This window comes from Microbispora bryophytorum, from assembly GCF_006874465.1.
GTDB lineage: Bacteria > Actinomycetota > Actinomycetes > Streptosporangiales > Streptosporangiaceae > Microbispora > Microbispora bryophytorum.
The window spans coordinates 172073-193370 of the sequence record NZ_VIRL01000013.1 but is presented as its reverse complement, the minus strand read 5'-3'; the positions used below and the strand labels follow the sequence as shown (position 1 = coordinate 193370).

Annotated in this window: 19 protein-coding genes, 2 tRNA genes and 1 pseudogene; 18 read left to right on the top strand and 4 right to left on the bottom strand. The window is 70.7% G+C overall.

Annotation, left to right across the window (positions count from 1 at the left end; genetic code table 11):
* The first annotated feature begins 17 nt into the window (after window positions 1–17).
* The 7 genes from chvE (at window position 18) to FLX07_RS22885 (ending at window position 8092) form a co-directional block, all read left to right on the top strand.
* The gene (gene chvE / locus FLX07_RS22915; protein WP_142573196.1) at window positions 18–1136 is read left to right on the top strand and encodes a multiple monosaccharide ABC transporter substrate-binding protein; all 1119 of its coding nucleotides are present in this window, start codon (window positions 18–20) and stop codon (window positions 1134–1136) included.
* Window positions 1137–1186: 50 nt separating this feature from the next.
* Window positions 1187–2716 (top strand): multiple monosaccharide ABC transporter ATP-binding protein, encoded by a 1530-nt coding sequence (gene mmsA / locus FLX07_RS22910; RefSeq protein ID WP_142573194.1) that lies wholly within the window; start codon window positions 1187–1189, stop codon window positions 2714–2716.
* Window positions 2717–2721: 5 nt separating this feature from the next.
* Window positions 2722–3981 carry a multiple monosaccharide ABC transporter permease gene (gene mmsB, locus FLX07_RS22905; RefSeq protein WP_189105047.1) on the top strand — a complete coding sequence of 420 codons (1260 nt, stop codon included), beginning with the start codon at window positions 2722–2724 and terminating at the stop codon, window positions 3979–3981.
* A gap of 73 nt (window positions 3982–4054) precedes the next feature.
* On the top strand, window positions 4055–5737 hold the full coding sequence (gene araB, locus FLX07_RS22900) for a ribulokinase (protein WP_142573192.1): 1683 nt from the start codon (window positions 4055–4057) through the stop codon (window positions 5735–5737).
* Entirely contained in the window at window positions 5734–6393 is a 660-nt protein-coding gene (locus FLX07_RS22895) for an L-ribulose-5-phosphate 4-epimerase (RefSeq protein WP_142573189.1), read from the top strand. Before araB ends, FLX07_RS22895 begins: the two co-directional genes overlap by 4 nt.
* Window positions 6390–7871 (top strand): L-arabinose isomerase, encoded by a 1482-nt coding sequence (gene araA / locus FLX07_RS22890; protein ID WP_142573187.1) that lies wholly within the window; start codon window positions 6390–6392, stop codon window positions 7869–7871. Before FLX07_RS22895 ends, araA begins: the two co-directional genes overlap by 4 nt.
* Window positions 7872–8019: 148 nt before the next feature.
* Window positions 8020–8092 (top strand) — tRNA-Ala (locus tag FLX07_RS22885).
* 152 nt (window positions 8093–8244) lie between these two features.
* Here the strand turns inward: FLX07_RS22885 and FLX07_RS22880 are convergent.
* Complete coding sequence (locus FLX07_RS22880; RefSeq protein WP_142573304.1) at window positions 8245–9405, bottom strand: low temperature requirement protein A; 1161 nt, start codon at window positions 9403–9405, stop codon at window positions 8245–8247.
* A 422-nt stretch (window positions 9406–9827) separates the two neighbouring features.
* Between FLX07_RS22880 and FLX07_RS22875 the strand changes: the two genes are divergently transcribed.
* From FLX07_RS22875 to FLX07_RS22860, 4 genes are all read left to right on the top strand, one after another.
* The gene (locus tag FLX07_RS22875; RefSeq protein ID WP_142573185.1) at window positions 9828–10493 is read left to right on the top strand and encodes a class I SAM-dependent methyltransferase; all 666 of its coding nucleotides are present in this window, start codon (window positions 9828–9830) and stop codon (window positions 10491–10493) included.
* Between the two features lie 39 nt (window positions 10494–10532).
* Window positions 10533–11990, top strand: a complete 1458-nt coding sequence (locus FLX07_RS22870; RefSeq protein ID WP_142573183.1) for an ATP-binding SpoIIE family protein phosphatase — start codon at window positions 10533–10535, stop codon at window positions 11988–11990.
* A gap of 202 nt (window positions 11991–12192) precedes the next feature.
* Window positions 12193–12265 (top strand) — tRNA-Ala (locus FLX07_RS22865).
* A gap of 2 nt (window positions 12266–12267) precedes the next feature.
* Window positions 12268–12813, top strand: a complete 546-nt coding sequence (locus tag FLX07_RS22860; protein ID WP_208762331.1) for a nucleotidyltransferase domain-containing protein — start codon at window positions 12268–12270, stop codon at window positions 12811–12813.
* A 78-nt stretch (window positions 12814–12891) separates the two neighbouring features.
* On the opposite strand, the gene FLX07_RS22855 is transcribed toward FLX07_RS22860, so the two are convergent.
* On the bottom strand, window positions 12892–13374 hold the full coding sequence (locus FLX07_RS22855; protein WP_142573181.1) for a winged helix-turn-helix transcriptional regulator: 483 nt from the start codon (window positions 13372–13374) through the stop codon (window positions 12892–12894).
* A gap of 117 nt (window positions 13375–13491) precedes the next feature.
* On the opposite strand from FLX07_RS22855, the pseudogene FLX07_RS38510 reads away from it, so the two are divergent.
* The 3 genes and pseudogenes from FLX07_RS38510 to FLX07_RS22845 form a co-directional block, all read left to right on the top strand.
* Window positions 13492–13698: pseudogene (locus FLX07_RS38510) on the top strand (SDR family NAD(P)-dependent oxidoreductase); the annotation flags it as partial.
* An 83-nt stretch (window positions 13699–13781) separates the two neighbouring features.
* On the top strand, window positions 13782–14195 hold the full coding sequence (locus tag FLX07_RS38505; protein ID WP_263407650.1) for an SDR family NAD(P)-dependent oxidoreductase: 414 nt from the start codon (window positions 13782–13784) through the stop codon (window positions 14193–14195).
* A 45-nt stretch (window positions 14196–14240) separates the two neighbouring features.
* Window positions 14241–14450, top strand: a complete 210-nt coding sequence (locus FLX07_RS22845) for a DUF6203 family protein (RefSeq protein WP_142573179.1) — start codon at window positions 14241–14243, stop codon at window positions 14448–14450.
* Between the two features lie 72 nt (window positions 14451–14522).
* Here the strand turns inward: FLX07_RS22845 and FLX07_RS22840 are convergent, their stop codons facing one another.
* A complete protein-coding gene (locus tag FLX07_RS22840) occupies window positions 14523–15485 on the bottom strand; it encodes a GlxA family transcriptional regulator (protein ID WP_142573177.1) in 963 nt (320 codons plus the stop codon).
* Between the two features lie 71 nt (window positions 15486–15556).
* On the opposite strand from FLX07_RS22840, the gene FLX07_RS22835 reads away from it, so the two are divergent.
* The 3 genes from FLX07_RS22835 to FLX07_RS22825 all read left to right on the top strand — a co-directional run bounded on the left by FLX07_RS22835 (window position 15557) and on the right by FLX07_RS22825 (window position 18637).
* A complete protein-coding gene (locus FLX07_RS22835) occupies window positions 15557–16816 on the top strand; it encodes an MFS transporter (RefSeq protein ID WP_142573175.1) in 1260 nt (419 codons plus the stop codon).
* The gene (locus FLX07_RS22830; protein WP_208762330.1) at window positions 16813–17550 is read left to right on the top strand and encodes a peptidyl-tRNA hydrolase; all 738 of its coding nucleotides are present in this window, start codon (window positions 16813–16815) and stop codon (window positions 17548–17550) included. The genes FLX07_RS22835 and FLX07_RS22830 overlap by 4 nt, the downstream gene beginning before the upstream one ends.
* Before the next feature lie 184 nt (window positions 17551–17734).
* Window positions 17735–18637 (top strand): hypothetical protein, encoded by a 903-nt coding sequence (locus FLX07_RS22825; protein WP_142573173.1) that lies wholly within the window; start codon window positions 17735–17737, stop codon window positions 18635–18637.
* A 138-nt stretch (window positions 18638–18775) separates the two neighbouring features.
* Here FLX07_RS22825 and FLX07_RS22820 read toward each other — a convergent pair whose 3' ends face one another.
* On the bottom strand, window positions 18776–20641 hold the full coding sequence (locus FLX07_RS22820) for a CASTOR/POLLUX-related putative ion channel (RefSeq protein ID WP_142573300.1): 1866 nt from the start codon (window positions 20639–20641) through the stop codon (window positions 18776–18778).
* A gap of 61 nt (window positions 20642–20702) precedes the next feature.
* Between FLX07_RS22820 and FLX07_RS22815 the strand changes: the two genes are divergently transcribed.
* Window positions 20703–21290, top strand: coding sequence for a Maf family protein (locus FLX07_RS22815; RefSeq protein WP_229689889.1), 588 nt, complete (start codon window positions 20703–20705; stop codon window positions 21288–21290).
* Window positions 21291–21298 lie beyond the last annotated feature (8 nt).

Here is a 21298-nt window from a genome sequence, read left to right as displayed (position 1 = left end):
CCACCAAGGAGATGCACATGAGGTTGTTGAGAATCGGGGGCGCGGTGTCCGCCATCGCGCTCGCCGCGACCATGACGGCCTGCGGCTCCAGCCAGAAGACGGTGGACGCCGACACGTCCGCGTCGTCCGCGGCAGGCAACGCCGGAGCCCTGGTCGGCGTCACCATGCCCACCAAGTCGTCCGAGCGCTGGATCCACGACGGCGACAACGTCAAGCAGCAGCTTGAAGGCCTCGGCTACAAGGTGGACCTCCAGTACGCCGAGAACGACATCCCCACCCAGGTCAACCAGATCGAGAACCAGATCACCAAGGGCGCCAAGCTCCTGATCATCGCCTCGATCGACGGCACCGCGCTCACCTCGCAGCTGCAGGAGGCCGCGGACAACAAGATCCCGGTCATCGCCTATGACCGGCTCATCCGCAACAGCCCGAACGTCGACTACTACGCCACCTTCGACAACTTCAAGGTCGGCGTGCAGCAGGCGACCTCGCTGCTGAAGGGTCTCGGCGTCGACGGCGGCGAGAAGGGCCCGTTCAACGTCGAGTTGTTCGGCGGCTCGCCCGACGACAACAACGCCACCTTCTTCTGGAACGGCGCGATGTCGGTGCTCCAGCCGAAGATCGACGACGGCACGCTGAAGGTCAAGAGCGGCCAGCTCGACTTCAAGCAGGCCGCCATCCTGCGGTGGGACCCCGCCACGGCGCAGAAGCGCATGGAGGACATCCTCACCAAGACCTACACCGGTGACGCCAAGGTCGACGGTGTGCTCTCGCCGTACGACGGGCTGTCCATCGGCATCCTGTCGGCGCTCAAGAGCTCCGGCTACGGCACCAGCGGCCAGCCGTACCCGGTCGTGACGGGCCAGGACGCCGAGCTGGCGTCGGTCAAGTCGATCGTCGCCGGTGAGCAGTACTCGACCATCTTCAAGGACACCCGCAAGCTCGCGGAGCAGACCGTGAAGATGGCGGACGCGGTGCTGAAGGGTCAGAAGCCCGAGGTGAACAACGAGAAGGACTACGACAACGGCAACAAGGTCGTCCCGTCGTACCTGCTCGACCCGGTGGTCGTCGACAAGGACAACTACAAGGACGTCATCGTCGGCAGCGGCTACTACACCGAGGACCAGCTCAAGTAGGGATTGGGGCCCGGGGAGCAGTCCCCGGGCCCTCCCTGAGCGGGGGGCACATGACCGAGCACATCTTGCGAATGAGCGGGATCACCAAGACATTCCCCGGAGTGACGGCCCTGCAGGACGTCAACCTGGCGGTACGGCGGGGTGAGATCCACGCGATCTGCGGTGAGAACGGCGCCGGCAAGTCGACGCTGATGAAGGTGCTGTCCGGGGTCTATCCCCACGGCCAGTACGACGGCGAGATCGTCTTCGAGGGAAATCGCTGCGAATTCGGCGGCATCCGCGACAGCGAGCGCGCCGGCATCGTCATCATCCACCAGGAGCTCGCGCTCAGCCCGCAGCTGTCGATCGCGGAGAACATCTACCTCGGCAACGAGCGGGCCAGGCGCGGCATCATCGACTGGAACCGAACCAACTACGAGGCCGGCGAGCTGCTGAAGCGGGTCGGCCTGCGCGAGAACCCCACGACGACCGTCTCCGACATCGGCGTGGGCAAGCAGCAACTCGTCGAGATCGCCAAGGCGCTGTCGAAGGAGGTCAAGCTCCTCATCCTCGACGAGCCGACCGCGGCGCTCAACGACGAGGACTCGGCCCACCTGCTCGACCTGCTGCGCGGGCTCAGGGACGAGGGCATCACGTGCGTGATCATCTCGCACAAGCTCAACGAGGTCATCGCGATCGCCGACTCCGTCACGATCCTCCGTGACGGGCACACGATCGAGACGCTGGACATGGCCGCCGACAGCGTGACCGAGGACCGCATCATCTCCGGGATGGTCGGCCGCGCCCTCGACAACCGCTTCCCGCCGCGCACGCCGGCGATCGGCGAGGAGGCGTTCCGCATCGAGGACTGGACGGTCTACAGCCCGAGCCAGCCCGGCAGGAAGGTGGTCGACGGGGCCTCGCTCATGCTGCGGCGTGGTGAGATCGTGGGCCTGGCCGGGCTGATGGGCGCCGGGCGCACCGAACTGGCGATGAGCGTGTTCGGGCGGACGTACGGCGTGCACATCTCCGGCAGGGTCTTCAAGGGCGGCAAGCAGGTCGAGCTCCGCACCGTGCAGGACGCGATCAGGCACGGCGTCGCCTACGCCACCGAGGACCGCAAGAGATATGGCCTCAACCTCATCGAGGACATCAAGCGCAACATCAGCGCGGCCTGGCTCAAGGGCCTGTCCAGGCGCGGCTGGGTGAACGAGTACGAGGAGTACCGCGTCGCCCAGCAGTTCCGCGGGAGCATGAACATCAAGGCGCCCAGTGTGGACAGCGTCGTCGGAAAGCTGAGCGGCGGCAACCAGCAGAAGGTCGTGCTCTCCAAGTGGATCCTGACCGAGCCGGACGTGTTGATCCTCGACGAGCCGACACGGGGCATCGACGTCGGCGCCAAGTACGAGATCTACGTGATCATCAACCGTCTGGCGGAGCAGGGCAAGGCCGTGCTGGTGATCTCGTCTGAGCTGCCGGAGTTGCTCGGCCTCTGCGACCGCATCTACACGCTCTCGGAGGGGCGCGTCACCGGAGAGGTGCCGCGCGAGGAGGCCACGCAGGAACGCCTCATGTATCTCATGACCAAGGGACAGGAGTAGCTCGCATGAGCAGCATCACGCCCGCCGACGTGGAAGTCGGCGCCAAGGGCGGCGGGGGAGCGCCGGGGCGGCCGGGCCGGGTGTCGGTCGGCGGGCTGTCGCTCAACCTGCGCTCCAGCGGCATCTACATCGCCTTCGCACTGATCATCGTGTTGTTCTCGGTGCTGACCGACGGCGCACTGCTGCAGCCGCAGAACATCTCGAACATCATCGTCCAGAATTCCTACATCCTGATCCTCGCGATCGGGATGATCCTGGTCATCATCGCGGGCCACATCGACCTGTCGGTCGGCTCGGTGGTCGCGGTCACCGGCGCGCTGGCCGCGGTGCTCATGGTGAACATGGGCGTGCCCTGGCCGGCGGCCCTGCTGATCACGATCGTGGCCGGGGCGCTGATCGGCGCCTGGCAGGGATACTGGATCGCGTACTTCGGCATTCCCGCCTTCATCGTCACGCTGGCCGGCATGCTGCTGTTCCGGGCGCTGACCCTCACCGTCCTGGGCAACCAGGGCATCGGTCCGTTCCCCGACCAGGTCCGCACGCTGGCCAACGGCTTCACCAACGGCTGGCTGGGCAACGTCGGCCTCGGCCCGCTGGGGGGCGCCGACCTGTTCAGCCTGCTGGTCGGCGTCGTCGCGATCGTCGGCATGGCGTTCGCGCAGTGGCGCTCCCGGAGCGCACGCAAGGGCTACGGCCAGGCGGTCGACCCCCTGGCGCTGTTCGTGCTGAAGATCGCGGCAGGAGCCGCGCTGATCCTCTTCCTCGTCGTTCAGCTCGCCCGCTTCAAGAACCTGCCGTGGGTGCTCGTGCTGCTGGCGGTGCTCGTGCTGGCGTACTCGCTGATGGCGAACCGCACGGTGTTCGGCCGGCAGATCTACGCCATCGGCGGCAACCTGCAGGCGGCCGTCATGTCCGGCGTGAAGGTCAAGTCGGTGGTCTTCTGGATCTTCGTCAACATGGGCGTGCTGTCGGCCATCGCCGGTGTCATCTTCGCCGGCCGGCTCAACCAGGCGGGCCCCACCGCGGGCAACAGCTTCGAGCTGGACGCGATCGCCGCGGCCTTCATCGGCGGCGCGGCCGTGCAGGGTGGCGTGGGCAAGGTGGTCGGCGCGATCACCGGTGGCCTGATCATGGCGGTGATCAACAACGGCATGTCGCTGATCGGCTCGCCGAGCGAGCGGGTCATGCTCGTGAAGGGCGCCGTGCTGCTCGCCGCGGTGGCGTTCGACGTGTGGACCAAGCGCAGGGCCGGCACCTCGCGCTGATGGCCGTGGACATCGATAGAAACCGGTTTCGGACCACCGGCCGCATCGCCGGCCGGTGGTCCCCGCTCCGGGCATGGCCGGCGCAAGAGCCTCTGGAGGTTGTGTGTTGAACGTTGACAGTGATCGTTATGTGGTCGGTGTGGATTACGGCACGTTGTCCGGCCGCGCCGTGGTCGTGCGGGTGAGCGATGGCGCGGAGCTGGGCAGCGCCGTGCACGAGTACGCCCACCGCGTGATCGAGGAGGCGTTGCCGGGCTCCGGCGTCCGCCTCGGGCCGGACTGGGCTCTGCAGTCGCCCGCGGACTGGATCGACGTGTTGCGGCACGCGGTGCCCAAGGCGCTGGCCGCCGCGCAGGTCCCGGCCGAGCAGGTGATCGGCATCGGCACGGACTTCACGGCCTGCACCATCCTGCCCGCCACCGCCGACGGCCACCCGTTGTGCGAGGAGTTTCCCGAGCGGCCGCACGCCTGGCCGAAGCTGTGGAAGCACCACGCGGCCCAGTCGCACGCCGACCGCATCAACGCGCTGGCCGCCGAGCGCGGCGAGGCGTGGCTGCCCCGGTACGGCGGCAAGATCTCTTCCGAGTGGGCCTTCGCCAAGGGCCTGCAGCTGCTGGAGGAGGACCCGGAGATGTACGACCGGGCCGACCGCTGGATCGAGGCCGCGGACTGGATCATCTGGCAGCTCACCGGAGTGGAGACCCGCAACGTCTGCACCGCCGGGTACAAGGCCGTCCACCAGGACGGCGCCTATCCGTCCGAGGACTTCCTGGCCGCGCTCAATCCCGCCTTCTCCGGCTTCACCCGCAAGCTCGGCCAGGAGCTCGCTCCGCTCGGCGGCCTCGCCGGCCGCCTGACCGCGCTCGCCGCCGAGTGGACGGGACTGCCCGAGGGGATCGCGGTGGCGGTCGGCAACGTCGACGCCCACGTCACCGCCGCGGCGGCCGACGCCGTGCGGCCGGGCCAGATGGTCGCCATCATGGGCACCTCCACCTGCCATGTCATGTGCTCCGACCAGCTCGCCGAGGTTCCCGGCATGTGCGGCGTGGTGCGCGACGGCATCGTCCCCGGACTGTGGGGCTACGAGGCGGGCCAGTCGGCCGTCGGCGACATCTTCGCCTGGTTCGTGGACAACTGCGTGCCCGCGTCGTACGCGGACCGGGCCGCCGAGGCGGGGCTCGGGCTGCACGAGTACCTCACCTCCCTCGCCGCCGAGCAGAAGGTCGGGCAGCACGGGCTGATCGCCCTCGACTGGCACGGCGGCAACCGCTCGGTCCTGGTCGACCACACCCTCTCCGGCGTCGTCGTCGGCCAGACGCTCGCGACCCGGCCCGAGGACGTCTACCGGGCGCTCATCGAGGCCACCGCGTTCGGCGCCAGGACGATCGTGGAGACGTTCGAGGCGGCCGGGGTCCCGGTGGAGGAGTTCGTGGTCGCCGGCGGCCTGCTCAAGAACGGCTTCCTCATGCAGACGTACGCCGACGTGCTGCGCCGTCCGCTGTCGGTGATCGGCTCCGACCAGGGGCCGGCCCTCGGCTCGGCGATCCACGCGGCGGTCGCCGCGGGCGCCTACCCCGACATCGCCGCGGCCGCGGCCGACATGGGCAAGCGCCAAGCCGCCGTCTACGCGCCCGACGCCGGGCGCGCCGACGCCTACGACCGGCTGTACGCGGAGTACCGCAGGTTGCACGACCACTTCGCGGACGGCGGGATGCTCCACCGGCTGCGCGCTATCAGGAACGAGGCCAGTGCATGATCGATGAACTTCGCAGGGAAGTCTGCCGGCTCCACGCCGAACTGGTGCGATACAACCTCGTCGTCTGGACGGCCGGCAACGTGTCGGGCAGGGTGCCGGGCGAGGACCTGTTCGTCATCAAGCCCAGCGGGGTGTCCTACGACGACCTGACTCCCGAGTCGATCGTGGTCTGCGACCTCGACGGCAACCTGGTCGAGGGAGACCTGTCTCCGTCCAGCGACACGGCGGCGCACGCCTACGTCTACCGGCACATGCCGGAGGTCAACGGCGTGGTCCACACCCACTCCACGTACGCCTCGGCGTGGGCGGCCCGCGGCGAGGCGATCCCGTGCGTGCTCACCGCGATGGCCGACGAGTTCGGCGGTGAGATCCCCCTCGGGCCGTTCGCGCTCATCGGCAACGACGACATCGGCAAGGGGATCGTCGCGACCCTGTCCGGCCACCGTTCGCCCGCCGTGCTGATGCAGAACCACGGCGTGTTCACCATCGGCGACTCGCCGAAGGCGGCCGTCAAGGCCGCCGTCATGTGCGAGGACGTCGCCCGCACCGTGCATGTCTCCCGGCAGCTCGGTGAGCCCCTGCCGATCGCGCAGGGCGACATCGACCGCTTGTACGACCGGTATCAGAACGTCTATGGACAGAGGAGTCACCTGTGAAGCTTTGGTTCCTGACCGGTAGCCAGGGTCTGTACGGCGAGGACACGCTGCGGCAGGTGGCCGAGCAGTCCCAGCGCATCGCCGAGCAGTTGGGCGAGGCGCTGCCGTTCGAGCTCGAGTGGCGGCCGGTGCTCACCGACGCGGCGGCCATCCGCCGGGTGTGCCTTGAGGCCAACGGTGACGACGACTGCATCGGCCTGATCGCGTGGATGCACACGTTCTCCCCGGCCAAGATGTGGATCGCCGGTCTGGACGCGTTGCGCAAGCCGCTGCTGCACCTGCACACGCAGGCCAACGTGGAACTGCCGTGGAGCTCCATCGACATGGACTTCATGAACCTCAACCAGGCCGCCCACGGCGACCGTGAGTTCGGTTACATCCAGACGCGCCTCGGCGTGCCGCGCAAGACCGTCGCGGGCCACGTGAGCGACCCGGCGGTGGCGGCGCGGATCGCCACCTGGGCCCGCGCCGCGGCCGGCCGGGCCGAGGTCGGCTCGCTGCGCCTGGCCCGCTTCGGTGACAACATGCGCGACGTCGCCGTAACCGAGGGCGACAAGGTCGAGGCGCAGCTGCGGTTCGGGGTGTCGGTGAACACCTACGGCGTCAACGAGCTGGCCGAGGCCGTGGACGCCGCCGCGGACGCCGACGTGTCCGCCCTCGTCAAGGAGTACGAGGACCTCTACCGGATGGCCCCGGAGCTGCGCGCGGGCGGGGAGCGGCACGATTCGCTGCGTTACGCGGCCCGCATCGAGCTGGGCCTGCGGCACTTCCTGGAGGGCGGCGGCTTCAAGGCGTTCACCACGAACTTCGAGGACCTGGGCGGGCTGCGCCAGCTTCCCGGCCTGGCCGTGCAGCGGCTCATGGGCGACGGCTACGGCTTCGGCGGCGAGGGCGACTGGAAGACCTCGGTGCTGCTGCGCACGCTCAAGGTCATGTCGGAGGGCCTGCCCGGCGGCACCTCGTTCATGGAGGACTACACCTACCACCTCACCCCGGGCGAGGAGCTCATCCTCGGCGCGCACATGCTGGAGGTCTGCCCGACGATCGCCGCGGACACCCCCGCGTGCGAGATCCACCCGCTGAGCATCGGCGGCCGGGAGGACCCGGTGCGGCTCGTGTTCGACGCCGCCCCCGGCCCCGCCGTCGTGGTGGGCCTGTCCGACATGGGCGAGCGGTTCCGGCTGGTGGCCAACGAGATCGACGTGGTCGCCCCGCCCGAGCCGCTGCCCGCCCTGCCGGTCGCCCGTGCGGTGTGGAAGCCCCGGCCCGACATGCGCACCTCCACCGAGTCGTGGATCACGGCGGGGGCCCCGCACCACACGGTGCTCTCCTCGGCCGTCGGGTCCGAGGAGCTGACCGACTTCGCCGACATGCTCGGCGTCGAGCTGCTCGTCATCGACGAGGCGACCACCTCGCGCCAGTTCACCAAGGAACTGCGGTGGAACCAGGCCTACTACCGGCTCGCGCAGGGGTTCTGACCGAAAGAAGTGAGGGGTGGGCGGCCTGGCCGCCCTCCCTCACCCTCGGATCCGGGGCGCTCGTCCCGTCCGCCGCCTCGGCGGCGGACGAGGGCCCGGATCCGGTTACCGTCCTCGCGCGGACTCCTATACACTGACTGCGTCGCAAGGGGCTATAGCGCAGCTGGTAGCGCACTTCCATGGCATGGAAGGGGTCTGGGGTTCGAATCCCCATAGCTCCACAACACCTTGAGGGCGGTCGATCGACCGCCCTTTTTCATGTCAGAAGGCCGGCGAGCGGGCTCCGGGGCGCGGCATTCCCATCCGCCCCGTGGCGCCGGTTCTCCGTTTCCCTCAGGGATGCCGAAGAGGCGGAGGACTGTCGTGGTGGCGGTCAGGGGCGACGCGCCCGCGGCTCCCCGCGGCGGGCGACGGTCGCGTGGGCGGCGACGCCCGCCACGGTCGCGGTGGCGCAGGCCGCGAGCGCCAGGGGCGGCACCAGCGGCGTCAGGGCCCCGAGGGCGGCGAGGACGAGCACCCCCACCAGATGCGACCTCGGGACGCGCCCCCAGACGGCCCGCTTGAACAGCGCGTGCCCGGTGAGGAAGAGCGCGGGGCCGCCCAGCACGGCGATCGCCGTCCCGGGCGCGGTGTGCCCGCCCGGGTGGTGGATCACGAGTTCGTCGGCCACCGCCGACACGACGACGCCCGCGACCATCGGCAGGTGGAGGAAGGTGTAGGCCGAACGGGCGAGCCGGCCCGGGTCGTCCGCCGCGGCGATCATCCGGCTGCCCGCCTCGGCGCTGCTGCCGAAGTAGGTCCACCACAGGCCGACGCTCGCGCCGAACGCGGTGAGAAGGGCCGCGCCCGCGGCGGCGGACGGGTGCGCGGCGAAGGTCGCCCCGGTGACCAGGATCGACTCGCCGAAGGCGATGATCAGGAAGAGCTGGCAGCGCTCGGCCAGGTGGGCGCCGTCGATCGACCAGTCCGTCGTCGCCGACCTGCCGAGGCCCGGGGTGACGAACCCGACCCAGGGGGCCAGCAGGTCGGCCCCCACCGCCGCCGCCCAGAGCAGTTCCCTGGACAGACCGTGCGCGAGGCCTCCTGCGATCCAGAACACCCCCGACAGCACCGCCCAGGCGAGCACGCGCGTCAGGTTGCGCCGCAGCGGACCCCGCGGCGCGGCGGCCACCGAGCACGCCGTACGGACGACCTGGACGGCCACGTACGCCCCGGCGAACATCAGGCCGTGCTCGCCGAAGGCCCGGGGGAGGGCCGCCGACATGACCAGGCTCGCGAGCATGACGGCGACCAGCACGATCCGCACCGAAGGGCGGTCGGGGTCGAACCAGTTCGTGTGCCAGGCGGTGTAGATCCAGGCCCACCAGACGGCGAGCAGCAGCAACAGGGTCTGCGCCGCGCCGCGCCCCGACAGGTGGCCGAGCAGCAGATGGGAGAGCTGAGTGATCGCGAACACGTACACGAGGTCGAAGAACAGCTCGGTGAACGTGACCCGCTGCTCTCCGCCGCGCGGGCGGAGCGTGCCCGTGTGCATCGTCACGGCGGCCCACGCTAGGGATCTTTCCGCCGAAATGGAAGAAGATATTTTGATATACCGGGATCTGCTGGCATGTGTTCGGGCGAATGAGAGCCCGGCGGAGCGAGCGGCCGACCGGCCGCTACATCGAGCGCTCGGTCGCCCGCGTGGCCCAAAAAACGGAGCTCAGGCCAGTGCGCAGTGTGTCCGAAACTCTCCGCCGCCGGGGCCGGCCGGTTCTGTTCATCGGCGGGCGTACGGCCTCACGGCCCTCGTCGATCATCTCTGGCATATCGGTGTGCCGGCCATGAGTTGACAACGATCTTTGACACAATTGTTGGCCGAAATGCCTATTTAGCCACGCAATGGCTTGACTTGTCCGGGTGCGGTCCCCTATCTAGAAGGAGGCAAAAGACGGCTGATCACCAACGGCGGCGACCATGACAATCGAATCAGGACCGGACAATCCGCGTCAGGAGTACCGGGCCATCCAGGCCGAGGCGTTCAATCGCATCGGCGGCCGGTACGACGAGGCGTTTCCGCACAAGGAAGGCCAGGTGGCCGCCGGCGAGTGGATGATCAAGCAGCTCAAGCCGGGGGCGCGCGTCCTCGACGTCGGCTGCGGCACGGGGTCGCCCACGGCACAGCAGTTCGCCGAGGCGGGCTGCGAGGTGACCGGCATCGACATCTCCCCGGTCATGCTGGACCTGGCGCGTAAAAACGTGCCGACCGGGACGTTCGTCGAACGCGACGTGCTCGACCTCGACGGCTCGCTCGGCGCGTTCGACGCCGTGACGGCCTTCTTCAGTCTGCTCATGCTGCCGCGGGCCGAGATCGAGCAGGCGCTGCGCGCGATCCACGCCGTGCTCGCCCCCGGCGGCCTGTTCTCACTGAGCATGGTGGAAATCGACCTCGACGACGTGCCCTTCCAGTTTCTCGGCGCTCCGGTGCGGGTGACCGGATATCTGCGTGACGAGTTGCGCGAGGTCATCGAAGCCGCCGGTTTCAGCGTGTTGTCGGAGAACCACCTTTCGTACGCTCCGGCGACCACGCAGGCGCCGCCGGAAATCCAGCTCTTCGTCAACTGCCGGCGTGACCGAGTCTGAGCGGCCGCACCCGTGTCGCGAGACGGGGAACCGTTCTCTGTGCTGAGTCACGTCAGCGGGGTCGTCCGGGCCATGGGCGAGAGCCGCGGCCCGGAGGAGGCGACGAGGGTCCTGTGTGAGGCGGTGGTGCCGAAGCTGGCCGACGCCGCCGCGGTCTATGTGGACGGCGCCGCCTGGCATCGGGTCGATCCCGACGGGCGGCTGCCGCCGCGCTGGGCCGACGACGGGATCGGTGAGGCGACCCTGCTCGACGGGCACCTGCTCGCCGTGCCTCTCAGGGCGTACGGCACGCCCGTCGGCTGCGCGCTGCTGGCGCGCGACGCCCGTCGGCCGCCCTTCGGGAAGGCGCACGTGCTCGCCGCGGAACAGCTCGCCGTGCCCGCCGCGCTCACGATCCATCACGGGCGGCGGGACCGCCGGCACAACGAGACCCTGGAGACCCTTCAGCGCGGGATGCGGCCGGGCGACCCGCCCGACCTGCCGGGGCTGGAGATCGCCTACCGCTACAAGCCCATGGCCGACCGGGTGGGCGGCGACTGGTACGACGTCATCCCGCTGCCGGGCAGCAGGGTGGCCCTGGTCGTCGGCGACGTGATGGGACACGGGCTGGCCGCCGCCGCGGTGATGGGCCAGCTCCGCACGGCCGTGCAGACCCTGGCCTCGCTCGACCTGCCGGCCGAGCAGGTGCTCCACTCGCTCGACGAGATGGCGCAGCGGCTGGCCGCGCAGACGCTCACCACCTGCGTCTACTGCGTGTACGACCCGGTGCTGCGCAGGTGCACGATCGCGAGCGCCGGGCATCTGCCGCCGATCTTGCTCGGAGCGGACGGCAAGGCGGAGGTGCTGTCGCCGCCCCGGTGCCCGCCGATCGGGCTGGGCCGCACGCCGTTCGAGACGATGGAGATCGCGGCGGAGGACGGCAGCATGCTCGTCCTCTACACCGACGGCCTCGTGGAGGAGCGCGGACAGGACATCGGGCTGAGCGTGGAGTCGCTGCGCCGCAAGCTCGCCGACGGAACCTCGATCGAGGCGCTGAGCGACGACGTGCTGTCCGTCGAGAGGACCGACGACGTCACCGTGCTGGCCATCCGGTTCCGCGGCATCCCCAGCGGACACGTCGCCCAGTGGCTGCTGGAGCCTCAGCCGACGGCGCCGTCGCGCGTACGCGGCCTGGTCCGGCGGACGCTCGGCTCGTGGGGCCTCACGCCCATGATCCCGGCGGCCGAGCTGCTCGCCGGGGAGCTCGTCACCAACGCGGTGCAGCACACCCAGCGGCCCATCACCATCAGGCTGCTGCGCACCGACCACCTGCTGTGCGAGGTCAGCGACGACGACCACCGGCTGCCGGTGGTGCGCGAGCCCGGCCCGCTCGACGAGGACGGCAGGGGGCTGTACCTCGTCAGCCAGCTCGCGGAGCACTGGGGGACCAGCCGGGTGGCCGGAGGCAAGACCGTCTGGTTCTCGCTGGCGATCACCGATCCGCCGGACGCGACCTGACACCGGAACGCCGTGCGGCGCGCCGGCGGCGACGTACGTCGTGGGCTTCGCGGTCGTGGAGCCCTCCGGGGGTGCGCGCCGGGCGGGCCGAACCGCTCGCCGCGCCCGCGGGAGCCGCCTGCGCCTGCCGAGGTCTTCTCGGTTACACCCACACCGCGGAAGTCCTATACACTGGCAAGGCGCCGCGGACGCGGTGTGGCAAGGGGCTATAGCGCAGCTGGTAGCGCACTTCCATGGCATGGAAGGGGTCTGGGGTTCGAATCCCCATAGCTCCACAATGACCGAACCATCCCGAGAGCCGTCCTCCATCCGGAGGGCGGCTCTCGGCGTTCTGATGGACGCCGAAGCGGTCTGCGGCATCTACGACTATCTCGCCGGACGTGGAGTGAGGATCTGGATCGACGGCGGCTGGTGCGTCGACGCCCTCCTCGGGAGGCAGACGAGAGAGCACCCGGACCTCGACGTGGCGGTCGACCACAAGGACGAAGTGGAATTCGCCGCACTCATGCAGGGTCTCGGATACACGAAGAGGCGCGACGGTGACGACACCGCGTGGAACTACGTCCTGACCGACGGCCGAGGCCGCAGCGTCGACGTGCACGTCTTCGAATACGACGAATCCGGAAAGAACGTCTACGGGATCGCGTACCCCTACGGCTCGCTCACCGGACAGGGCACGATCAACGGCCGGGCCGTGGACTGCGTCGCCCCGGAGTGGATGTTCACCTTCAAGACGGCGTACACACCCCAGGACAAGGATCGCGAGGACGTCCACGCGCTGGGGGAGAAGTTCGGCTTCGAGATACCGCCGTCCCACCGCTGATCACCGGCCCACGAGGCGCCGAGTCGCATCCGCTCACGCATGACGAGTGCCGGGTGACCGCACGGCGGCTCAGGCGGCTCAGGCCGCTCTGCCGCCGTCGTCCGGCCGGTCGGTGGCCGTGCGTACGAGGGCGACCGCGTCCAGCGGGACGGCGCGCCCCTCGGGGTCGGTGAACGACACGTCCAGCCGCGCCCCGGTCCGCCGATCACGGCGTTCGACCGTCGGTCCCGCGAGCCGGGGCGCGTGGCGGTCCCCCCACTGCTGCAGCGCTCCGAGGATCACGAGGGCGTCGCGGCCCGAATCGGTCAGGTGGTACTCGTAGCGGGTGCGGGCCCCGGAGTCGCGGTAGGGCCGCTTCTCGACGACGCCCGCACCGACGAGCGTCGCCAGCCGGGTGGTCAGCAGATTCGTGGCGATCCCCAGGCGCTGCTGGATGTCGGCGAAGCGGACGGCTCCGTCGTGCAGCTCCCGCAGTATCAGCGGCGTCCACCGCTCTCCGAGGAAGGTCACCGCCCGCTCGATGGAGCACGTCATCGAGTCGGGGAGTTCGGTGGTCGTCATTCGCACGCCTCGCTCGCTCTTCGCCGGTGGGATCCAGGCTAGCTCGAAGAGGCTGACTTGCAACTTTAAAGTCAGGTCTCTAGTGTGGACGCGAAGCCGTCAAGGGATGGAGAAACAATGAAGATCGAGGGATCGATCGCGCTGGTCACGGGCGCGAACCGCGGGCTGGGACGGTCTTTCGCAGCCGCGCTGCTGGACCGGGGCGCCGCCAAGGTGTACGCGGCGGCGCGCAGGCCGGAGACGGTCGACCTGCCGGGCGTGGTGCCGCTCGCCCTGGACATCACCGACCCCGCGTCCGTCCGGGCCGCCGCCGAGCGGGCCCGCGACGTGGACCTCCTGATCAACAACGCCGGGATCTCCACGGGCTCGTCGTTCCTCGCCGGTACGCTCGACGACTCCGCCTGGAGATGGAGACGCACTACTTCGGCACGCTCGCCATGGCTCGTGCGTTCGCCCCGGTCCTGGGCCGCAACGGGGGCGGCGCGATCCTCAACGTGCTGTCGGTGCTGTCGTGGTTCACCGCCCCGCAGGTGGCCGGCTACTCCGCGGCGAAGGCGGCCGCGCTGCAGCTCACCAACAGCCTCCGCCTCGAACTGAAGGAGCAGGGCACGCTCGTCACGGCGCTGCACGTCGGATACATGGACACCGACATGGCCGCCCACGTCGACGGCCCGAAGGCCGACCCGGCGGAGGTCGCCGCCCAGGCCCTGCGGGGGATCGAGCAGGGGAGTTTCGAGGTGGTCGCCGACGACGTGAGCCGCGGGGTGCGGGCCAGGCTGTCCGGCGACGTGGCAGACCTGTATCCGCAGCTGGCATCCTGACCGGCGGGCACATGACCACGTCCGTGCCGGGTAGGGGCGGATGTCATGAAGAGGATCCTGCAGCTCGTCTTCACCCGCTGGCTGGCGCGCACGCCGCTCGGGATGGTCCTGCTCGGCATCGGCTGGCTGTTCATGCGCAGGCGGCGGACCCGCAAGCAGCAGCGGCCCGCGGGCTCGCCGGCGCTGCGCGAGCCCGGACGCCGGTCGGGCAATCCGTCCGCCTGGCGGGGACCCGCCGCGGGCAACCGCCGCTGACACCGGCCGCCCGGCCGACGCTGACACCGGCCGCTGGCACCGGCCTCCCGGCCGACGCTGAGGCAGGTCTGATCAGCCGACGCCGGCGGGAGTGCGGAACGTCTGGCGGTAGACCAGGGGGGACACCCCGACGGCGGCGTGGAGGTGCTGGCGGAGCGAGACCGCGCTGCCGAACCCGGCCTTCCCGGCGATCGCGCCGACCGGCAGGTCGGTGGTCTCCAGCAGGTGCCGGGCGTGCGCGATCCGCTGCCCGGCGAGCCACCTGGCCGGGCTGAGGCCGGTCTCCTCCCGGAACCTGCGGGTGAACGTCCGCACGCTCATGCGGGCGTGCGCGGCCAGGGCGGCCAGGTTGACCGGCTCCTCCAGGTGTTCGAGCATCCACGCCCGGGTGGGCGCGGTGGAGGTCGCGGCGGGATCGGGGAGCGGGCGTTCGATGTACTGGGCCTGTCCGCCCTCCCGGAACGGCGGGGTGACGCACCGGCGGGCGGTGCGGTTGGCCACGTCGCTGCCGTGGTCGCGCCGGATGACGTGCAGGCACAGATCGATGCCCGCCGCCACGCCGGCCGAGGTGAGCACGTCGCCGTCGTCGATGAACAGCACGTCGGGATCGAGCCGTACGCGGGGGAACAGCGCACGGAAGCCCGCGGCGTCGCGCCAGTGTGTGGTCGCCGGCCGCCCGTCCAGCAGTCCCGCGGCGGCCAGCACGAAGGCCCCGGTGCAGATCGAGATGAGCCGGGCGCGTCCCGCGACGCCCCGCAGCGCCGCGCGCACCTCCTCGTCGAGCGTGCCGTGCTCCAGCGGGGTGCCGCTGTGGATGCCCGGCACCACCACCGTGTCGGCCGTCGCGAGCACGCTCAGGTCGTGGTCGGGGAGGACGCTGTAGCCCGCCTGGCTCCGCACCGGGCGGCCGCCCGGGCTGCAGGTGACGACCTCGTACAGCGGGCCGTGGTCGTGGGCGGCCCAGAACACCTGCCCCGGGACGCCCAGATCGAGTGTGGAGAAGTCGTCCAGGGCCAGTACGGCGACGCGGTGCATGGCCCGATCCTTTCACATGTTGACCTCCCGGCCACTGTCCCCCAAGGCGGGCACAACGGAGGATGCTCGCCATGAAGTCGCTGCATCGTGCGTGGATCGTCGCCGCCGTCGCCTTCGTCGCGATCCTCGGGGCGGCCGGATTCCGCGCCACGCCGGGTGTGCTGATCACGCCGCTGGAGGACGCGTTCGGCTGGTCGAGGGGCACGATCTCGCTCGCGGTCTCGGTGAACCTCATGCTCTACGGGCTGTGCGCGCCGTTCGCGGCCGCGCTCATGGACCGTTTCGGCATGCGGCGCGTCGTCGCCTGCGCCCTGCTGCTGGTGGCGACCGGCAGCGGCCTGACCGTGTTCATGACCGCGAGCTGGCAGCTCATCGCGCTGTGGGGCGTCCTGGTCGGGCTCGGCACCGGCTCGATGGCGCTCGTCTTCGCCGCCACGCTGACCGACCGCTGGTTCGTACGGCACCGCGGCCTGGTCACCGGCGTGCTGACGGCCGGCGGCGCGACCGGGCAGCTGATCTTCCTGCCGGTGCTCGCGCATCTGACCCAGACGCAGGGCTGGAGGTGGGCCTCGGTCACGGTGGCGGCGGCCGCGCTCGCCGTCGTCCCCCTCGTGTGGTTCCTGCTCAGGGACACCCCCGAGGAGATCGGCCTGACCGCGCTGGGCGCGACCGAGCCGGTCGTGCGCACGCCGGCCGAGGGCGCCGCCGCGCGGGCCGTCCGTGTGCTGCGGGACGCCGCCCGCACCCGGCGCTTCTGGTATCTCGCCGTCGGCTTCGCCATCTGCGGGGCGAGCACGAACGGCCTGGTCGGCACCCACTTCATCCCGGCCGCCCACGACCACGGCATGCCCGAGACCACGGCCGCCTCGCTGCTCGCCGTGATCGGGGTCTTCGACATCGCCGGCACCGTCGTGTCGGGCTGGCTGAGCGACCGGGTGGACCCGCGGCTCCTGCTCGTCGTCTACTACGGGCTGCGCGGGCTGTCGCTGCTGGTCCTGCCGCGGCTGTTCGCCGCCACGACCGAGCCGAGCATGCTGGTCTTCATCGTCTTCTACGGCCTCGACTGGGTGGCCACTGTGCCGCCGACCGTCGCGCTGTGCCGCAGGATCTTCGGCGCGGACGGCGCGGTGGTGTTCGGCTGGGTCTTCGCCTCCCACCAGGTCGGCGCGGCCGTCGTCGCGACCGTGGCCGGGGTCACCCGCGACCACCTGGGGAACTACGACCTGGCGTGGTACGGCGCGGGCGTGCTGTGCCTGTTCGCCGCGCTCATGTCGTCCCGTATCGTCACGCGTGTCCGGGATCGCCGCGAAGCTGGGATCCTTGTCGGGTGACCGAACGCGTTCTTCCCCTGGTCGTGCGCATCGAGCGGTCCGCGCCGCCGCAGCGCACCGACGCGCTGGAGGCGGCGGCGACGGCCGTGGTGCGCCTGCTCGACCGTGCTCAGGATCGTGCCCAGGATCATGCCGAAGACGGTGCCCAGGATCATGCCGAGGGCCGTGCCGGGGACCGTGCCGAGGACCGCGGAGGCGAGTGGTCCGACGAGGTCGCCGAGTGGCAGGACGGGCGCATCAGGAAGGTGGTCAGGCGGGCACGCGGCGCCGAATGGCGGCGGGCGCTCGCCCTGCCCGGCATCACCGTCACCGTGCGCACGGCCGAGGTGCGGGTGCATCCTCCCGTGCCGCTCGACGACTGGCCGCGTGACCTCGCCCGGCTCCAGGTCTCGGGCACGGACCTCTCCGACGACGCCACCCCGCCGGAGGCGGGTCCCGGCGACGTGGTGCTCTGGATCAACCCCGGTCTGGAGATGACCGCGGGCAAGGCGATGGCCCAGGCGGGCCACGGCGCCCAGTTCGCCTGGTGGGGCGCGGGCGAGGCGGACAGGGCGGCCTGGCGCGAGCGCGGCTTCGCCGTACGGGTCAGGACGGCCGATCCGGCCGGGTGGGACGCGCTCGCCGCGAGCGGGCTGCCGGTGGTCAGGGACGCAGGGTTCACCGAGATCGCCCCGAACTCCGCGACGGTTGTGGCCGACGCGCCGTGGCTGCGGGTCGGCGTTCCCGAAGTGTGATGGGGAAGGCGCCCGAAATACCGGGATATGCCGTACGCTCCCGATCGTGTCACCTGGGGACTATGGGACGAAGGCCGTTCCTTCTTATCTAGCGGCCGAGGCCGAGACCACGCCACTACCGAAGATCACGGTCCCTGCGGCGGCGCCACCGGCGAGCTCGTCCAAGGGCCTCGGAGACCTGCCGATGCGCGTGGTCTACCGGATGATCGCGGTCGCCACGGGAGTCGTGGTCCTGGGGGCGGGCGTGACCGTCGTGCTGTTGAACCGGGGCGACTCCGCCACCACGACCGCCGCGCCGCGGAACTCCGCGGACGCCGCAGTCCCCTCGGTCGTGTCGGCCTCGTCCGCGTCGGGCGCCGCCGCACCGGCCGCGGGCGCGGTGGCCACCCCCGGTCTCAGCCCACTGTCCAGCACGCCGCCCAGCCCGCCGCCCAGCCCGCCGTCCAGCCCGCTGTCCAGCACCGGGACGAGCGCCACGCCCAGCGTGGACGCCAGCCCCGCGGACAACGCGGACGCGGTCGATCCCGCGCTGGCGGCGGCCCTCAAGGACCCCCGGGTGCCCGCGCTGCCGAAGGACGTCCGCCGGCTCCGCAGCCTGCCCGGCCGGGCGGCCGCCACCCACAGCCTGATCAAGGACAGGCGCTCCGGCGTCGCCCTGCCCCGCTTCACCAAGGCATGGACGCTGGCCAAGCCCGCGCCGTTCGCCTCCCGCCAGTTGCTGCCCATGGCGAAGGGCGCGTCGTACCGCGGGATGCTGGTCTCCTGCCCGGTGCCGATCCCCGAGCAGAAGACGCTGCGCGACACCGCCTTCCTGGCCGCCCGATGGACGCTCAACCACCACCCGTCGGGCGCGACGATCACCTGGACCGCCTCGCAGCCCATCAAGGCGGGCAAGCGGAAGGGCTGGCTGCTCGGTTACACCGTGCACTACTCGCTCAAGGGCAGGAAACGGGTCTCCGCCGCGGCGCTGGCCCTCGTGGACACGCCGGAGACGAAGCCCGCCGTCGTGTTCGTCACGATCCCCGACAGCCAGAAGAAGCGCTGGCACGACATCAACAAGGTGATGTCCTCCGTCAAGGCGCTCTAGCAGGAGCGTGGGCGCCGCCACAGGCGGCGGGCCGGCAGCACGGCATTGCCGGCGCCGGGTCCCACCTGACGTCCGTCTGCGCCGAGCTCCGTGCAACCGGGCTTCACGCGACCGAGTGAGTCGTCGGGGCGACCGGGCTCACCGCTCGGCGAGGACGATCACGCAGTCACCGGGAGTGAGCGTCACTGGCCGTGACCGGTCCGGGTTGAGCACGATGCCGTAGTGGGGCGGTTTCCCGGACTTCGCCGCCAGGCGGTAACCGATCGCGGTCTCGCCACGCCGCAGCGCCGACTCCATGATCGTGCGGAAGGCGACGGGCACCCCGGTGGTCACGTAGTCCTCCACGGCCCGGGGGTAGACCTCCGAGCCGGTGGAGTCGAAGAGGTGGCCGAAGACCTCGGCGAGGTGCGGGTTCTCGGCGAGCTGGGCGAGCAGCAGGCCGATGACGGTGTCGCTGATCACGATGTCGTCGGCCTCGGTGACCTCCGCGAGCGCCCGGTTGTTCTCGTCGTGCATCTCGCTCACGATCGAATACTTCTCCCCGAGGGTCGCCTGCATGTCGCGCAGCTGCAGCAGGGTCATCAGCGTCCGGGTATCGGCGTGGCGCGGATCGCACCGGTCGTCGGAGAGCACGATGACGTGCTGGTAGACGCCGACACCGAGGGACTCCAGGGCGTACCTGTCGGTGCCGTCGCACTCCTTGACGTTCACCGTCAGGTTGCGCAGGTCCGCCAGGCCGGCGCCGGCGCCGGGGTGGTCGCCGGCGACGTCGAGCACCGACCCGGGGGTCACGTATCCGTCCAGGTAGTGGATGATCCGTGCGGCCCGGCCGTTCCAGCCGAGCATCAGGGTCCGCTCGGGGGCCGGAGGCGGGGCCGTCGCGGGGACGATGTGCCGTTCGTCCGCGGGAGCCGTTCCGCTCTCCCGGCGGATGAGCGAGTCGTCCTGGGCGAGCACGACGATCTCGTCGGACGTCCCGATCACCGTGTCCGGTGGCGGGTTGAGCACCACGCCGCCGGGTGCGCGCAGGCCGAGGACGGTCGCGGTCGCGTAGGCGTCGAGGGCCTCGCCGTACGACCTGCCCGCCAAGGAGGGGTCGCGGCGCAGGTAGATCTCGTCGCCGTCGAAGTTCAGCAGGTCCATGCAGACGACGGACATGCCGGACTGCCGGGACGACTGCACGATCAGCCGGGCGGCGATGTCGTCGCTGTCGACCAGGTGGACGCCGGGCCCTCCGGCCAGCCGGGCGGCCGCCATGTTGCGCGAGGAGGCGATGGCGGCGACCACCGGAGGATGGTCCCCGGCGCGCTTGCCCAGCGCGAGGAGGGTCTTGATGACGTGCGCGTCCGGGTCGTCCTGCTCGGGGGAGAGCACGACGATCGTCCGCGCGCTGCTCAGGCTCAACAGGTCGAGGTCGGCCGGCTCGGTGGGCCGGCCGGTGCGGCACACCAGGCGCGTCTTGCCCGTGTCACCCACCCGGGCCCGGATGGCGTCCTCCATGGCCGGCTTGTCCCTTTCGGCCATGATCGCGATGACCGACCCGTGCTGGCTGGCGTGCGCCTTCGCCAGTTCGGAGACGATCGTGAAGAGCTGCTCGGACCAGCCGAGGATGACGGTGTGGCCGCTCTCGATGACGCGCGAGCGGCCCTTGCGCAGCTCCTCCAGCTTGCCGCGCAGGCCGGCGGAGAGCACGCCCACGAGGATGCTGACGATGAAGATGCCGCCGAGGGACGCGCCCAGCATGATGGCGAGGAAGGGCGCCGTTCCGGCGTCCCCGGCGATCTTTCCCGGGCTGAGCGCGTGCATGAGCGACAGCCACAGCACGCCCGGCCAGCCCTGGTGCCGGAGCGCCTCGTCCGGGGTCAGCCACATCGTCAGCGCGCTGACCACCACGATGAGCCCCAGCGACACCAGGGCCAGCCAGCCGATCAGGGCGGCCGTGCCCCTGGCCATCGTGTTGTCGAACCAGTAGCGCGCGCGCTCTTTGACCGTGGCCTTTGACACCGGCATCCCCCACAATGATCAGCAAATGCCACACATAGTAGAAGCGACTAGGCTTCGCCGTGTGACGGAACTGGTGCTCGCTTCAGCCTCGCCCGCCCGCCTCGGTGTGCTGAGGGCTGCCGGGCTCGATCCCAAGGTGATCGTCAGCGGCGTCGACGAGGACGCGATCACGGCCGGCACCCCCGGGGAGCTGTGCCTGAAGCTGGCCGTGGCCAAGGCGGACGCCGTCTCCCGGACGCTCGGCGACGGCATCGTGATCGGCTGCGACTCGGTGCTCGAACTCGACGGCGTCGCGTACGGCAAGCCGGGAACGCCGGAGAACGCCAAGGACCGCTGGCACGCGATGCGCGGCAGGACCGGCAGGCTGCTGACCGGGCACTGCGTGGTCGACGTGCCGGCGGGCCGCAGGGTGTCGGAGGTGGCGGCGACCGTGGTGCGGTTCGGCACGCCGTCGGACGAGGAGATCGAGGCGTACGTCGCGAGCGGGGAGCCGCTGCGCGTGGCGGGGGCGTTCACACTCGACGGCCTGGGTGGCTGGTTCGTGGAGGGCATCGAGGGCGACCACGGCAACGTGCTCGGCATCTCGCTGCCGCTGCTTCGCCGCCTTTTCGCCGATCTGGGCGTGCCTGTGACGGCCTTGTGGCGCTAGCCTGCCCG